The sequence below is a fragment of the Vibrio sp. MMH1-50 genome, from assembly GCF_022347645.1.
In the GTDB taxonomy this organism is placed as follows: Bacteria; Pseudomonadota; Gammaproteobacteria; order Enterobacterales; family Vibrionaceae; genus Vibrio; species Vibrio harveyi.
On the sequence record NZ_JAKRGG010000022.1, the window covers coordinates 25,273 to 39,450 of the forward strand.

Annotated in this window: 17 protein-coding genes; all 17 read left to right on the forward strand. The window is 45.2% G+C overall.

Annotated features, from left to right (window positions below):
• Positions 1-344 precede the first annotated feature (344 nt).
• The 17 genes from MHO32_RS16030 to atpF all read left to right on the forward strand — a co-directional run bounded on the left by MHO32_RS16030 (position 345) and on the right by atpF (position 14,176).
• A complete protein-coding gene (locus MHO32_RS16030; RefSeq protein ID WP_005451059.1) occupies positions 345-1,091 on the forward strand; it encodes an amino acid ABC transporter substrate-binding protein in 747 nt (248 codons plus the stop codon).
• Positions 1,092-1,196: 105 nt separating this feature from the next.
• Entirely contained in the window at positions 1,197-1,868 is a 672-nt protein-coding gene (locus MHO32_RS16035; RefSeq protein ID WP_005451049.1) for an amino acid ABC transporter permease, read from the forward strand.
• Complete coding sequence (locus MHO32_RS16040; protein WP_005451048.1) at positions 1,865-2,602, forward strand: amino acid ABC transporter ATP-binding protein; 738 nt, start codon at positions 1,865-1,867, stop codon at positions 2,600-2,602. The genes MHO32_RS16035 and MHO32_RS16040 overlap by 4 nt, the downstream gene beginning before the upstream one ends.
• A gap of 242 nt (positions 2,603-2,844) precedes the next feature.
• Positions 2,845-2,979, forward strand: a complete 135-nt coding sequence (gene rpmH, locus MHO32_RS16045; protein WP_005378825.1) for a 50S ribosomal protein L34 — start codon at positions 2,845-2,847, stop codon at positions 2,977-2,979.
• Positions 2,980-3,025: 46 nt separating this feature from the next.
• A complete protein-coding gene (gene rnpA / locus MHO32_RS16050) occupies positions 3,026-3,349 on the forward strand; it encodes a ribonuclease P protein component (RefSeq protein ID WP_009699098.1) in 324 nt (107 codons plus the stop codon).
• The gene (gene yidD, locus MHO32_RS16055; protein ID WP_005451046.1) at positions 3,316-3,573 is read left to right on the forward strand and encodes a membrane protein insertion efficiency factor YidD; all 258 of its coding nucleotides are present in this window, start codon (positions 3,316-3,318) and stop codon (positions 3,571-3,573) included. Before rnpA ends, yidD begins: the two co-directional genes overlap by 34 nt.
• Before the next feature lie 2 nt (positions 3,574-3,575).
• Positions 3,576-5,198, forward strand: a complete 1,623-nt coding sequence (gene yidC, locus MHO32_RS16060) for a membrane protein insertase YidC (RefSeq protein WP_005451045.1) — start codon at positions 3,576-3,578, stop codon at positions 5,196-5,198.
• A 135-nt stretch (positions 5,199-5,333) separates the two neighbouring features.
• The gene (mnmE, locus tag MHO32_RS16065; RefSeq protein WP_061065500.1) at positions 5,334-6,695 is read left to right on the forward strand and encodes a tRNA uridine-5-carboxymethylaminomethyl(34) synthesis GTPase MnmE; all 1,362 of its coding nucleotides are present in this window, start codon (positions 5,334-5,336) and stop codon (positions 6,693-6,695) included.
• 99 nt (positions 6,696-6,794) lie between these two features.
• A complete protein-coding gene (mioC, locus tag MHO32_RS16070) occupies positions 6,795-7,235 on the forward strand; it encodes an FMN-binding protein MioC (protein ID WP_005451042.1) in 441 nt (146 codons plus the stop codon).
• Between the two features lie 469 nt (positions 7,236-7,704).
• Positions 7,705-9,600 (forward strand): tRNA uridine-5-carboxymethylaminomethyl(34) synthesis enzyme MnmG, encoded by a 1,896-nt coding sequence (gene mnmG, locus MHO32_RS16075; RefSeq protein WP_005451040.1) that lies wholly within the window; start codon positions 7,705-7,707, stop codon positions 9,598-9,600.
• On the forward strand, positions 9,600-10,235 hold the full coding sequence (rsmG, locus tag MHO32_RS16080; RefSeq protein ID WP_050907876.1) for a 16S rRNA (guanine(527)-N(7))-methyltransferase RsmG: 636 nt from the start codon (positions 9,600-9,602) through the stop codon (positions 10,233-10,235). Before mnmG ends, rsmG begins: the two co-directional genes overlap by 1 nt.
• Before the next feature lie 10 nt (positions 10,236-10,245).
• Positions 10,246-11,019: a ParA family protein gene (locus tag MHO32_RS16085; protein ID WP_005451036.1), complete on the forward strand. Its 774-nt coding sequence runs from the start codon at positions 10,246-10,248 to the stop codon at positions 11,017-11,019.
• Between the two features lie 23 nt (positions 11,020-11,042).
• On the forward strand, positions 11,043-11,924 hold the full coding sequence (locus MHO32_RS16090; RefSeq protein WP_005451035.1) for a ParB/RepB/Spo0J family partition protein: 882 nt from the start codon (positions 11,043-11,045) through the stop codon (positions 11,922-11,924).
• A 189-nt stretch (positions 11,925-12,113) separates the two neighbouring features.
• The gene (locus MHO32_RS16095) at positions 12,114-12,503 is read left to right on the forward strand and encodes a F0F1 ATP synthase subunit I (RefSeq protein ID WP_005440813.1); all 390 of its coding nucleotides are present in this window, start codon (positions 12,114-12,116) and stop codon (positions 12,501-12,503) included.
• Between the two features lie 8 nt (positions 12,504-12,511).
• On the forward strand, positions 12,512-13,324 hold the full coding sequence (gene atpB, locus MHO32_RS16100; RefSeq protein WP_005451034.1) for a F0F1 ATP synthase subunit A: 813 nt from the start codon (positions 12,512-12,514) through the stop codon (positions 13,322-13,324).
• 55 nt (positions 13,325-13,379) lie between these two features.
• The gene (atpE, locus tag MHO32_RS16105) at positions 13,380-13,634 is read left to right on the forward strand and encodes a F0F1 ATP synthase subunit C (RefSeq protein ID WP_002540812.1); all 255 of its coding nucleotides are present in this window, start codon (positions 13,380-13,382) and stop codon (positions 13,632-13,634) included.
• Positions 13,635-13,705: 71 nt separating this feature from the next.
• Complete coding sequence (gene atpF / locus MHO32_RS16110; RefSeq protein WP_005451032.1) at positions 13,706-14,176, forward strand: F0F1 ATP synthase subunit B; 471 nt, start codon at positions 13,706-13,708, stop codon at positions 14,174-14,176.
• Positions 14,177-14,178: the final 2 nt, after the last annotated feature.

Sequence of the window (14,178 nt, forward strand, 5' to 3'; positions counted from 1 at the left end):
TCCAGTGAATAAGATCTAAGTTATTCACAATATTTTCGCCCAACTTAGTGAGATCAACACATCTTGCCCCAAATTTGCCCACACATTGATCCACATTTAGGCAAAATCAGTCAGATCGAGTCATTGGTGATAACTCTGTGTATGAATTTTCATTCATCGGCTTATTTCGATCGTCACTCATGCTTCTTTCGATCGTTTTTTCATCATTTATCCCTATATCTTGGCTACTATCTATACCAAATAAGATCTTATTACTCTGAGGTCTAGGTTATTGCACTTGGTTATTTCTTTAATTGAGCTAACTGACAGTAGTATTTCCAACCATAAAATTATGGAGATGTATTATGAAAAACTGGATTAAGGTTGCAGTTGCAGCCATCGCTTTATCTGCCGCCACCGTTCAAGCAGCAACTGAAGTCAAAGTTGGTATGTCTGGTCGCTACTTCCCATTCACTTTTGTGAAGCAAGATAAGCTACAAGGTTTTGAAGTGGATATGTGGGATGAGATCGGTAAGCGTAATGATTACAAGATCGAATACGTAACAGCGAACTTTTCTGGTTTGTTTGGCCTACTCGAAACAGGTCGTATTGATACCATCTCGAACCAAATCACGATGACAGATGCGCGTAAAGCGAAATACCTATTTGCAGACCCATACGTAGTAGATGGTGCGCAAATTACCGTACGTAAAGGCAACGACAGCATCCAAGGTGTCGAAGATCTCGCAGGCAAAACCGTTGCTGTTAACCTAGGCTCTAACTTTGAACAGTTGCTACGTGATTACGACAAAGATGGCAAGATCAACATTAAGACTTACGATACAGGTATTGAACACGATGTGGCATTAGGTCGTGCGGATGCTTTCATCATGGATCGTTTGTCTGCCCTAGAGCTGATTAAGAAAACGGGTCTACCGCTTCAACTGGCAGGTGAACCATTTGAAACGATTCAAAACGCTTGGCCATTCGTGGATAACGAAAAGGGTCGTAAGCTACAAGCGGAAGTGAATAAAGCACTTGCAGAAATGCGCGCAGACGGAACAGTAGAGAAGATTTCAGTGAAATGGTTTGGTGCCGACATCACGAAGTAAAACTTCTCTTCTTTTAGGACGCAGGGCTTTATCTCGCGTCCTTTTTTAACTCAATGACAAGGTGGAACTTCGTATTCCACCTTTTCTTTTCTCAAGGTAAGTCGTATGGGATTTGATTTTAATTACATGCTGGAGCTGCTACCGATACTGCTCAAGTATCTTGGCACGACCATGGAAATGGCCACATGGGGATTGGTCTTTTCTTTAATTCTATCCGTCATTTTAGCGAACATTCGCGTATTTAAGCTGCCAGTTCTCGACCAATTGAGCCAACTTTATATCAGCTTCTTCCGTGGAACTCCGCTTTTAGTACAACTGTTTCTGCTCTACTACGGCTTACCGCAAATCTTCCCATTTATGGTGGGAATCGATGCCTTTTCTGCTGCGGTAATTGGTTTAACGCTGCACTTTGCCGCTTATATGGCAGAGAGCATTCGTGCAGCCATCATTGGCATTGATCGCAGCCAAATGGAAGCAAGCTTGTCGGTCGGTATGACAACCACACAAGCGATGCGCCGTGTGATTTTACCGCAGGCAACACGTGTCGCACTGCCTTCATTGATGAACTACTTCATCGATATGATTAAGTCGACATCCCTCGCCTTCACACTTGGTGTTGCAGAAATCATGGCCAAAGCGCAGATGGAAGCTTCGTCTAGCTTCCGTTTCTTTGAAGCGTTCCTTGCTGTCGCTCTGATTTACTGGGGCGTGGTGGTTATCCTGACTCGAGTACAGATTTGGGCAGAAGCGAAATTGAATAAGGCGTACGTACGATGATCAAACTAGAAAACATTCACAAACGTTTTGGCGATACTGAAGTTCTAAAAGGCATTGATCTCGACATCAAACAAGGTGAGATCATCGTTATTATCGGCTCAAGCGGTACTGGCAAGTCGACACTTCTACGTACCGTAAACTTCTTAGAGCAAGCAGACGAAGGCCGCATTACCATCGATGACATTTCGGTCGACACACAAAAACACACCAAAGCAGAAGTGCTTGCTCTACGTCGCCGTACTGGGTTTGTCTTTCAAAACTATGCCCTATTTGCTCACATGAATGCGCGTCAGAACATCGCAGAGGGCTTGATTACTGTTCGAGGATGGAAGAAAGATGACGCGTTAAAACGTGCTCAACAGATTCTGGATGACATTGGTCTTGGGGACAAAGGTGAAAGTTATCCAGCGGCGCTCTCAGGTGGACAACAACAACGTGTGGGTATCGGTCGAGCGATGGCACTGCAACCCGAATTGCTGCTTTTTGATGAACCAACATCTGCTCTGGATCCTGAGTGGGTCGGAGAAGTTCTCTCATTAATGAAGAAGTTAGCGAATCAACACCAAACCATGCTGGTGGTAACGCACGAGATGCAATTTGCCAAAGAAGTCGCTGACAGAGTGATCTTTATGGCTGAAGGCAACATTGTTGAACAAGGTTCTCCACAAGATATCTTCGATAATCCACAAGATCCTCGTTTGAAAAAATTCCTTAACCAAGTGGGAATAGAGTAAAGATCAAGCATCAAGATCAATCGATCCTTGAGATTTGACTCACACTACGTATAATCGCCCGGTCGGAATTTCGTACTCATGAGTCATTGACACATTATGTGAGTGTGATTACAATTCCGCCTCTTTGTTGAGAGGCGTCGGTTGTTCTTCTTTAATAAAGAGCTTCTTTATATAAAGAAAGCAAAATGCCCACGCCGGGTTTAACAAGAACCTAAAACTACTGATCAGTAAAGGTAATTATCATGAAACGCACTTTTCAACCTACAGTTCTAAAGCGCAAGCGTACTCACGGCTTCCGTGCTCGCATGGCAACTAAGAACGGTCGTAAAGTTATCAACGCACGTCGTGCAAAAGGCCGTGCGCGCCTATCAAAATAATCGCTAGTTTATTTTGAACACGTACGCGTTTAATCGGGAGTTACGCTTGTTAACTCCCGAGCATTATCAAAACGTCTTCCAGCAAGCTCATCGAGCTGGCTCGCCTCATTTCACCATCATTGCTCGCAATAACAAACTTTCTCACCCACGATTAGGTTTAGCTGTTCCGAAAAAGCAAATCAAAACTGCTGTCGGTCGTAACCGTTTTAAACGTTTGGCTCGTGAAAGCTTTCGTAACAATCAACATCAGCTTCCAAATAAAGATTTTGTTGTGATCGCGAAGAAAAGCGCGCAAGATTTAAGCAATGAGGAATTATTTAAGTTGTTTGATAAGCTATGGCATCGCCTGTCTCGCCCTTCACGTGGATAGCCATTGGGCTCGTTAATCTTTATCGCTGGTTTATCAGCCCTCTGATTGGTCCTCGCTGCCGGTTCACACCAACTTGTTCCACTTACGCGCTAGAAGCTTTGAGAGCTCACGGTTTTGTAAAAGGATGTTGGTTATCAGGCAAACGTCTATTAAAATGCCACCCTTTGAATGAAGGGGGGTATGACCCCGTTCCACCAGTCCAAAAACAAGACAGAGATAACTAACGATGGATTCTCAACGTAATATCCTGCTCATTGCTCTGGCACTGGTTTCTTTCTTGCTGTTTCAACAGTGGCAAGTAGCAAAGAACCCAGCACCTCAAGCAGTTGAACAGGCTCAATCAAGCAGTACTCTACCTGCACCATCTTTTGCTGATGAGCTAGACCCAGTTCCAGGTCAACAGCAAGCTTCTGCAAAAACTATCACAGTAACGACTGATGTTTTAACTCTGTCGATCGACACCGTTGGTGGCGATGTGGTACATGCCGACCTTAACAAATACTCTGCTGAACTTGATTCATCAGATCCATTCGTTCTGCTAAAAGACACTAAAGGTCACCAGTTCATCGCGCAAAGCGGTCTAGTGGGTCCTCAAGGTATCGACCTAAGCAGCACTAACCGTCCTCACTACAACGTAAGTGCAGACAGCTTCAAACTGGCTGACGGTCAAGACGAACTACGCGTTCCAATGACGTTCACTGCAAACGGTATCGAATACATTAAAACTTACGTACTGAAACGTGGCAGCTACGCGCTGAACGTGGAATACGATGTAGTGAACAACTCTGGTAACAACGCAACATTTGGTATGTACGCTCACTTGCGTCAAAACCTAATGGACGCTGGTGGTAGCATCACAATGCCAACTTACCGTGGCGGTGCTTACTCAACAGAAGACGTTCGTTACAAAAAATACAGCTTTGAAGACATGCAGGATCGCAACTTGTCTCTCAACCTAGCAGATGGTCAAGGTTGGGCAGCAATGATCCAACACTACTTCGCTGCAGCTTGGATCCCACGTAACGAACCAGGTACTAACCTGTACACTCGCGTGATTGGTAATCTAGGTGATATCGGCGTACGTATGCCAAACAAAACTATCGCGACGGGTGATCAAGCGAAGTTTGAAGCAACGCTTTGGGTTGGTCCTAAACTGCAAAAAGAAATGGCTGCAGTAGCACCAAACCTAGACCTAGTAGTGGACTACGGCTGGCTATGGTTCATCGCTAAACCACTTCACTCACTGCTTGCTTTCATCCAAAGCTTCGTGGGTAACTGGGGTGTAGCAATCATCTGTTTGACCTTCATCGTTCGTGGTGCAATGTACCCACTAACGAAAGCGCAATACACGTCTATGGCGAAAATGCGTATGCTACAGCCTAAGCTGCAAGCTATGCGTGAGCGCATCGGCGATGACCGTCAGCGCATGAGCCAAGAGATGATGGAACTGTATAAGAAAGAGAAAGTGAACCCTCTGGGCGGCTGTCTACCTCTTATCCTACAGATGCCTATCTTCATCGCTCTATACTGGGCACTAATGGAATCTGTTGAGCTACGTCACTCACCATTCTTTGGTTGGATTCACGACCTTTCAGCACAGGACCCTTACTACATCCTGCCGCTACTGATGGGTGCGTCAATGTTCCTAATCCAGAAGATGAGCCCAACAACAGTAACGGATCCAATGCAGCAGAAGATCATGACCTTTATGCCGGTTATGTTTACCTTCTTCTTCTTGTTCTTCCCATCAGGTCTAGTTCTATACTGGTTGGTGTCGAACATCGTTACGCTGATCCAGCAGACTTTGATTTACAAAGCGCTGGAGAAAAAAGGCTTACACACTAAGTAAACCTTTATAGAAAAGCATAAGAAAGGCGGCCAAAAGGTCGCCTTTTTGTTTTTGGCTGATTACAATTCAGCTAACTAATTGGTTCTGGCTCCCTAGGTCTGTAAAACCCTATAGCCCAGCTCAAAAGGCAAGATTATGACTACAGATACGATTGTCGCTCAGGCTACCGCACCCGGTCGTGGTGGTGTCGGCATTATTCGTGTTTCAGGCCCTAAGGCCAATCAAGTGGCACTAGAAGTCACAGGTAAAACGCTAAAGCCTCGCTACGCAGAGTATCTGCCATTCCAAGCGGAAGATGGCACCGTGCTAGACCAAGGCATTGCACTGTACTTCCCTAACCCACATTCGTTCACTGGCGAAGACGTTCTAGAACTTCAAGGTCACGGCGGTCCTGTTGTAATGGACATGCTAATTAAACGTATTCTGGGCATTGATGGTGTTCGTGCAGCCCGTCCTGGCGAATTCTCAGAACGTGCATTCTTGAATGATAAGATGGACTTAACGCAAGCTGAAGCGATCGCAGACTTGATCGATGCAAGCTCAGAAGAAGCGGCAAAATCAGCATTGCAATCGCTGCAGGGTCAGTTCTCACAACGTATTCAAACGCTGGTGGAGTCGTTGATTCACCTACGAATTTACGTTGAAGCAGCGATCGATTTCCCTGAAGAAGAAATAGACTTTCTTGCCGATGGAAAAGTATCAGCCGATCTTCAAGCCATCATCGATAACCTAGATGCAGTGCGTAAAGAAGCAAACCAAGGCGCCATCATGCGTGAAGGTATGAAAGTCGTGATTGCAGGTCGTCCTAATGCGGGTAAATCTAGCCTTCTGAATGCTCTGTCAGGCAAAGAGTCTGCAATTGTGACTGATATTGCTGGTACAACACGTGATGTACTGCGTGAACACATTCACATTGATGGTATGCCTCTACACATTATTGATACTGCCGGTCTGCGTGATGCTTCAGATGAGGTTGAGAAAATCGGTATCGAGCGAGCATGGGACGAAATAGCCCAAGCGGACCGTGTGCTCTTCATGGTAGATGGCACCACGACTGACGCCACGGATCCAAAAGACATATGGCCTGATTTCGTTGATCGCCTACCAAACAGTATTGGAATGACGGTGATCCGTAACAAAGCGGATCAAACCGGTGAAGAAATGGGGATCTGCCATGTGAATGATCCAACGTTAATTCGTCTTTCGGCAAAAACAGGCGCAGGTGTGGATGCTTTACGCACCCATTTAAAAGAATGTATGGGCTTCTCAGGCAATACGGAAGGCGGCTTTATGGCTCGTCGTCGCCATCTCGATGCATTAGAACGTGCAGCTCAGCACCTACAAATAGGTCAAGAACAGCTTGAAGGCTTCATGGCTGGCGAGATTTTGGCAGAAGAACTGCGTATCACTCAGCAACACTTGAACGAGATTACCGGAGAGTTCAGTTCCGATGACCTCCTTGGACGAATCTTCTCCTCATTCTGTATCGGTAAATAGTAAAACGCGCGGTGTCAGGCATAAGCTTAACACCGCGTTTCTTTTTGTACTGACGAACAACTGCAACTTGTCGTTGGTATGACTTATAAAGGAAGACACATGATCCACATTATTACAGGCAGTACTCTCGGTGGTGCGGAATACGTTGGTGATCACCTAAGTGATCTACTCAATGAGAACGGATTGGAAACAACGATCCACAATCAACCAGAGTTGTCGTCGATCGAGAATCGAGGCACTTGGTTAGTTATCACTTCAACTCACGGTGCAGGTGAATATCCAGACAATATCCAACCTTTCATCAACGCACTGCAAAATACGCCACCAAAAATGGCGGATGTGAAGTTCGCCGTCATCGCAATTGGTGATTCAAGCTACGATACATTCTGTGCTGCAGGTCAGCATGCATATGACCTACTAGAAGATATTGGTGCGACACCTTTAGCAGATTGCTTGAAAATAGACGTGCTTAACCATGATGTACCTGAAGACGCAGCAGAAGCTTGGTTAAACGAGAACCTCGCACGTTTTTCTGCTTAATCCCCCTTTCACAGAGCCGAATTACGGCTCTGTTTTTCCTCTTTGTGAATAACTCCTATCAGCCAACACCGTTCAACCGCTCAAAAAACACCCAAAACATCTGTGGATAAGTAAGGTAAGATCCAGTGACTTTCCTTTAGTTATCCAAATAACAACTTAGATCTTTTTTTAGCCCTGTGCATAACCATCGATTTTGATCTCAGGAAATCCTCGATCAGATCAAATCATGATCACAAGATTTGATCCAAAGAAGATCCATGATCTTGTTGATCATTTTCCAGTTATCCACAGAAACCTGCGATCCTAATAATAGATCCAATAAAAGATCATATATATAGATCTTATATATATAGTCTTAAGGTCTAAAATGTGAAAAGCGAGAAAACGATTCTCTCTCATAGATAAAAAAGGTAAAATACCGCTCTTTTTTATCTGTCCATTAAATCCTTTGAATACCTGAGGTCAGTTCATGCTTTATCACGAAAACTTTGACGTCATTGTTGTTGGTGGCGGACACGCAGGAACGGAAGCCGCGCTCGCATCTGCACGCACAGGACAAAAAACCCTTCTCCTTACCCATAACATCGATACATTAGGCCAGATGTCTTGTAATCCGGCGATTGGTGGTATCGGTAAAGGTCACTTAGTAAAAGAAGTGGATGCTATGGGCGGTCTGATGGCTGAAGCCATTGACCATGCGGGTATTCAATTCCGAACGCTAAATGCTTCCAAAGGTCCAGCGGTTCGAGCTACACGAGCTCAAGCAGACCGTGCTCTATACAAAGCATACGTACGCAACGCATTAGAAAATGCGCCAAATCTAACTCTGTTCCAGCAATCGGTCGACGATCTGATTGTGGAGCAAGATCGTGTGGTTGGCGTTGTGACACAAATGGGGCTGAAATTCCACGCGAAAGCTGTGGTATTAACGGTTGGTACTTTCCTTGGTGGTAAGATCCACATTGGTATGGAAAGTTCATCCGGTGGTCGTGCTGGTGATCCACCATCGATTGCATTGGCGGATCGATTGCGTGAACTACCATTCCGAGTTGATCGATTAAAAACAGGTACGCCACCGCGTATTGATGCTCGAAGCGTTGATTTCTCAGTGCTAGAAGCGCAGCATGGTGACAACCCGACACCTGTATTTTCATTTATGGGGAAACGAGAGCACCATCCACGTCAGATCCCATGTTTTATCACTCACACCAATGAGCAAACTCATGAAGTGATCCGTAATAACCTTGATCGTAGCCCAATGTACGCTGGTGTGATCGAAGGTATCGGTCCACGCTACTGTCCGTCTATCGAAGACAAAGTGATGCGCTTTGCGGATAAAAACAGTCACCAAATCTTTATTGAGCCAGAAGGTTTAACGACGCACGAGTTATACCCTAATGGTATTTCCACCAGTTTGCCGTTTGACGTTCAAGTTCAAATCGTTCGTTCAATGAAAGGGTTTGAAAACGCACACATTGTTCGTCCTGGTTATGCGATTGAATACGATTTCTTCGACCCTCGTGATTTGAAGCAAACGTACGAAACCAAATTCATCAATGGTTTGTTCTTCGCGGGGCAAATCAACGGTACAACAGGTTATGAAGAAGCCGCTGCACAGGGTTTAATGGCTGGTCTTAATGCAAGTTTGCACAGTCAAGGCAAAGAAGGCTGGAGCCCTCGTCGTGACCAAGCTTACATGGGTGTTCTAATTGACGATCTGTCGACCATGGGTACCAAAGAACCGTACCGAATGTTCACGTCTCGAGCGGAATACCGTTTGTTGCTACGTGAAGATAACGCCGATTTGCGTTTGACGGAAAAAGCACGTGAACTTGGTTTGATTGATGATGTTCGTTGGGCACGTTTCAACGAAAAAATCGACAACATGGAAACTGAGCGCCAACGCCTAAAGTCGACCTGGATGAATCCAAATTCAATTGGTATCGATGAATTAAACAAGCTGCTGAAAACGCCAATGGCGCGTGAAGCAAGTGGTGAGGATCTTCTTCGTCGCCCAGAGATCTCATACTCACAATTGACCGAGCTCGAAGCTTTTGCTCCGGCACTGGAAGATCAACAAGCTGCTGAGCAAGTTGAAATTCAGGTTAAGTACGATGGTTACATCAAGCGTCAACAAGAAGAGATCGAAAAATCGCTGCGCCATGAGCACACTAAGTTGCCAGCTGATTTGGACTACAAAGACGTGAAAGGTCTTTCCAATGAAGTCGTTGCAAAGCTGACAGAAGCGAAACCAGAAAGCATTGGTATTGCATCTCGCATCTCGGGCATTACCCCTGCGGCGATTTCTATTTTGCTTGTTCACCTGAAGAAGCACGGTTTGCTGAAGAAAGGTGAGGAAGAATAATGAGCGCTTTACGTACCAGATTAGACGAGCTGATCGCACAAACCGATTTAGAAGTGTCTGAAAAGCAACGCGAGCAGTTAGTCGGTTACGTCGAATTGCTCGACAAGTGGAACAAAGCTTACAACTTGACGTCGGTCCGTGATCCGTTTGAGATGTTAGTGAAACATATCCTTGATAGCATCATCGTTAGCACTCACTTACCGGGTGAGCGCTTTATCGATGTTGGCACAGGACCTGGTTTACCTGGCATTCCACTCGCAATCATGAACCCTGAGAAGACGTTCTTCTTGCTCGATAGCCTTGGTAAGCGCATTCGTTTTCTCAAGCAAGTTGTGCACGCACTTGGGTTGAAAAATGTGACACCAATTCAAAGTCGCGTTGAAGAATTCCAGCCAGAAGAAAAATTTGATGGCGTTTTGAGTCGAGCTTTTGCTTCAATGACGGACATGGTGGAATGGTGTCATCATTTGCCTAAACAAGATTCAGGGGTGTTTCTTGCATTGAAAGGACAACACCCTAAAGATGAAATAGATCAGCTTCCTGAATGGTGTAGTGTGACGGAGATCATATCTTTAGCTGTTCCTGAGTTGGAAGGTGATCGTCATCTAGTAATCTTATCGCGCAAGGAAAATTAGCGAGGTAATCGTGGGTAAAATTGTAGCAATCGCCAACCAGAAAGGTGGGGTCGGCAAAACAACAACGTGCATTAACTTAGCAGCTTCGATGGCGGCAACAAAGCGCAAAGTTTTGGTGATCGATCTCGACCCTCAAGGCAATGCTACTATGGCTAGTGGTGTCGACAAGTACATGGTTGACGCGACAGCGTATGATCTTTTGGTTGAAGATACCCCTTTTGATCAAGTGGTTTGCACACAAACCACTGGGAAATACGATCTGATTGCAGCGAACGGTGACGTGACTGCTGCAGAAATCAAATTGATGGAAGTATTCGCGCGTGAGGTTCGTCTCAAAAACGCCCTTGCGCCAGTTCGCGATAACTATGATTTCATCTTTATTGATTGTCCTCCTTCTCTAAACCTTCTTACAATCAACGCAATGGCCGCAGCCGACTCTGTGCTGGTGCCGATGCAATGTGAATACTTTGCGTTAGAAGGTTTAACTGCTCTTATGGATACAATCAGCAAGTTAGCGGCCGTGGTTAATGAGAACCTCAAAATTGAAGGTTTACTGCGTACCATGTACGACCCACGTAACCGCCTATCTAATGAAGTATCCGATCAACTTAAAAAACACTTTGGTAGTAAAGTTTACCGTACTGTGATCCCACGTAATGTGCGTTTGGCCGAAGCGCCGAGCCACGGTAAACCAGCTATGTACTATGACAAGTACTCAGCTGGCGCCAAAGCGTATCTTGCTTTAGCGGGCGAAATGCTCCGCCGCGAAGAAATCCCAGTTTAACTCTAACCTAAGGAATTCCTCCTATGTCTAAGCGTGGTCTAGGAAAAGGACTGGATGCGTTGTTGTCGACCAGTTCGTTAGCTCGTGAAAAACAGCACATTGCATCGCAAAGCCAAGCGTTGTCGGCTGATGGCGAGTTGACTGATTTGGCTATTGGTCAATTGCAGCCGGGTGTTTACCAACCGCGTAAAGATATGGCTCCAGAAGCGCTAGAAGAACTAGCCGCTTCGATTCAATCGCAAGGCATTATTCAGCCAATCGTGGTTCGCCAAGTGGCAAGCGGTCAGTTTGAAATCATCGCAGGTGAGCGTCGTTGGCGTGCGGCAAAGCAAGCCGGTCTAAAGCGTGTACCTTGTTTGGTGAAAAAGGTCGAAGACCGTGCTGCGATAGCGATGGCGTTGATTGAAAACATTCAGCGTGAAGATTTGAACGTGATTGAAGAAGCGCAAGCGCTTGAACGTCTACAAGATGAATTCACGTTGACACATCAGCAAGTGGCCGATGTGATTGGAAAATCAAGAACGACCGTGAGTAACCTATTACGTCTAAATCAGTTGGAAATTGATGTAAAAGGTCTGGTTGCAGATAAAAAATTGGAAATGGGTCATGCTCGAGCTCTGTTAGCGTTAGAAGGCGAACAACAGGTCGAAGTGGCGCAACAAGTGGCTAAGAAGCAAATGACTGTTCGCCAAACCGAACAGTTAGTAAAAAAGTGCTTAGCCCCACAGAATGAGCAAAAAGCTCAACAAGAAGATACCGAAGCAGAGCAAATGTCGCATAAATTGAGTCAACTGCTTGATGCTAAGGTTTCTTTGGTCCGTTCTGCAAACGGCAAAGCGAAAGTGACGATAAGTCTTGATGAGCCTCACAAATTGGATCAACTGATTGCCAAGCTAGAGGCCTAGATGAGATAATTGATTTAGGTCAATTAATCAAAATAATCGAATTTTGTGTGAAAGTTGTCGGATTGTAAACAAAACTGTAAGTTTTTGATGCAATATAATTGCATTCAATTGTTCTCACCGTATAATTTTCGCCAATTTCCCTGCACAGAGAGTTTAGTGCAAAGTGGATATTACTAGAGGTACGAATACATGGTAGCTGCGTTAGCTAGACCAGGACGAGAGCTCGCAAAGCAATTGTTAATGATCCAGTCTGGCGCGGTTATTTTTGTGGCTGCAGGAATGGCGATAGCCGTGAATCCTGAATGGGGAATTTCAGCGCTGGTTGGTGGGGGCATTTTTGTTGTTGCCAATGCTGTCTTTGCGTTATGTGCTTTTATGTTTAGTGGGGCTCGCGCTGCCAAGCGTATCGCGGCTTCTTTCTATACAGGCGAAGTTCTGAAAATCCTCATCACGGTTGTGTTGTTCTACGTAGCCTACATGTATATGCAGGTGGAACTTGTTCCCCTCAAACTAACCTATTTGCTGGTACTAGGTATTAATATCTGTGCACCAGTGCTATTCATTAACAACAAAAAATAGGATGAGTTATGGCTGCGCCAGGTGAAGCGCTAACATCGTCCGGTTACATTGCCCACCACCTTACTAACCTATCTCTTTACAAGTTAGGTCTAGTAGCGGAGGAGACAAGTTTCTGGAACGTACATATCGATAGCCTGTTTTTTTCTTGGTTTACTGGTTTAATCTTCCTCGGAATTTTTTACAAAGTAGCGAAGAGAACAACAGCGGGTGTACCGGGTAAGCTTCAGTGTGCTGTAGAAATGATCGTTGAATTTGTCGCGGAAAACGTCAAAGACACGTTCCATGGACGCAACCCACTGATCGCGCCTTTAGCACTGACTATCTTTTGTTGGGTATTTTTGATGAACGTGATGGACTTAGTTCCTATCGACTTCTTACCGTACCCAGCAGAGCATTGGCTAGGTATCCCTTATCTTAAGGTTGTACCGTCTGCTGATGTGAATATCACCATGGCTATGGCTCTAGGCGTTTTCGCATTGATGATCTACTACAGCATCAAAGTGAAAGGTCTAGGTGGATTCGCAAAAGAACTTGCACTACATCCATTCAATCACCCACTGATGATTCCGTTTAACCTACTGATTGAAGTGGTATCGCTACTAGCGAAGCCTCTATCACTTGGTATGCGTCTATTCGGTAACATGTTCGCGGGTGAGGTTGTATTCATTCTTTGTGCGGCAATGCTACCATGGTACTTGCAATGGATGGGTTCACTACCGTGGGCAATCTTCCATATCTTGGTTATTACGATTCAAGCCTTCGTATTCATGATGTTGACAATTGTTTACCTGTCAATGGCACACGAAGACTCTGATCATTAATTTTTTAAGCTTTTTATTTGGGCACTAAGCCAACAACTATAAATTGGAGATAGTAATGGAAACTTTACTGAGCTTTTCTGCAATCGCCGTAGGTATTATCGTCGGTCTTGCTTCTCTTGGTACAGCGATTGGTTTCGCACTACTAGGTGGTAAATTCCTAGAAGGTGCAGCACGTCAACCAGAAATGGCTCCTATGCTACAAGTTAAGATGTTCATCATCGCAGGTCTACTTGATGCGGTTCCAATGATCGGTATCGTAATCGCGCTACTATTCACATTCGCAAACCCATTCGTTGGTCAACTAGGTTAATCACCTTTAACTCGGGACGAGCTCAGGCTTGTCACTGATTAACACTAAGTCCAAATAGAGGGGTAGCTGTTGTGAACATAAACGCAACTCTGCTAGGTCAAGCAATCTCGTTCGCACTATTTGTGTGGTTCTGCATGAAGTATGTATGGCCACCATTGATGCAAGCGATCGAAGAGCGTCAGAAGAAAATTGCTGATGGTCTTCAAGCAGCGGAACGTGCTGCAAAAGACTTGGATCTAGCACAAGCCAACGCTTCTGATCAGATGAAAGAAGCGAAGCGCACAGCAACTGAGATCATCGACCAAGCGAACAAGCGTAAGTCTCAAATTATTGATGAAGCTCGCGAGGAAGCTCAGGCAGAACGCCAGAAAATCCTAGCGCAAGCGGAAGCAGAACTTGAAGCTGAACGTAATCGTGCACGCGATGAGCTGCGCAAACAAGTTGCTACTCTGGCTGTAGCTGGTGCTGAGAAAATCCTTGAGCGTACTATCGATAAAGACGCTCAGAAAGATATTCTCGACAACATTACTGCAAAACTTTAAGT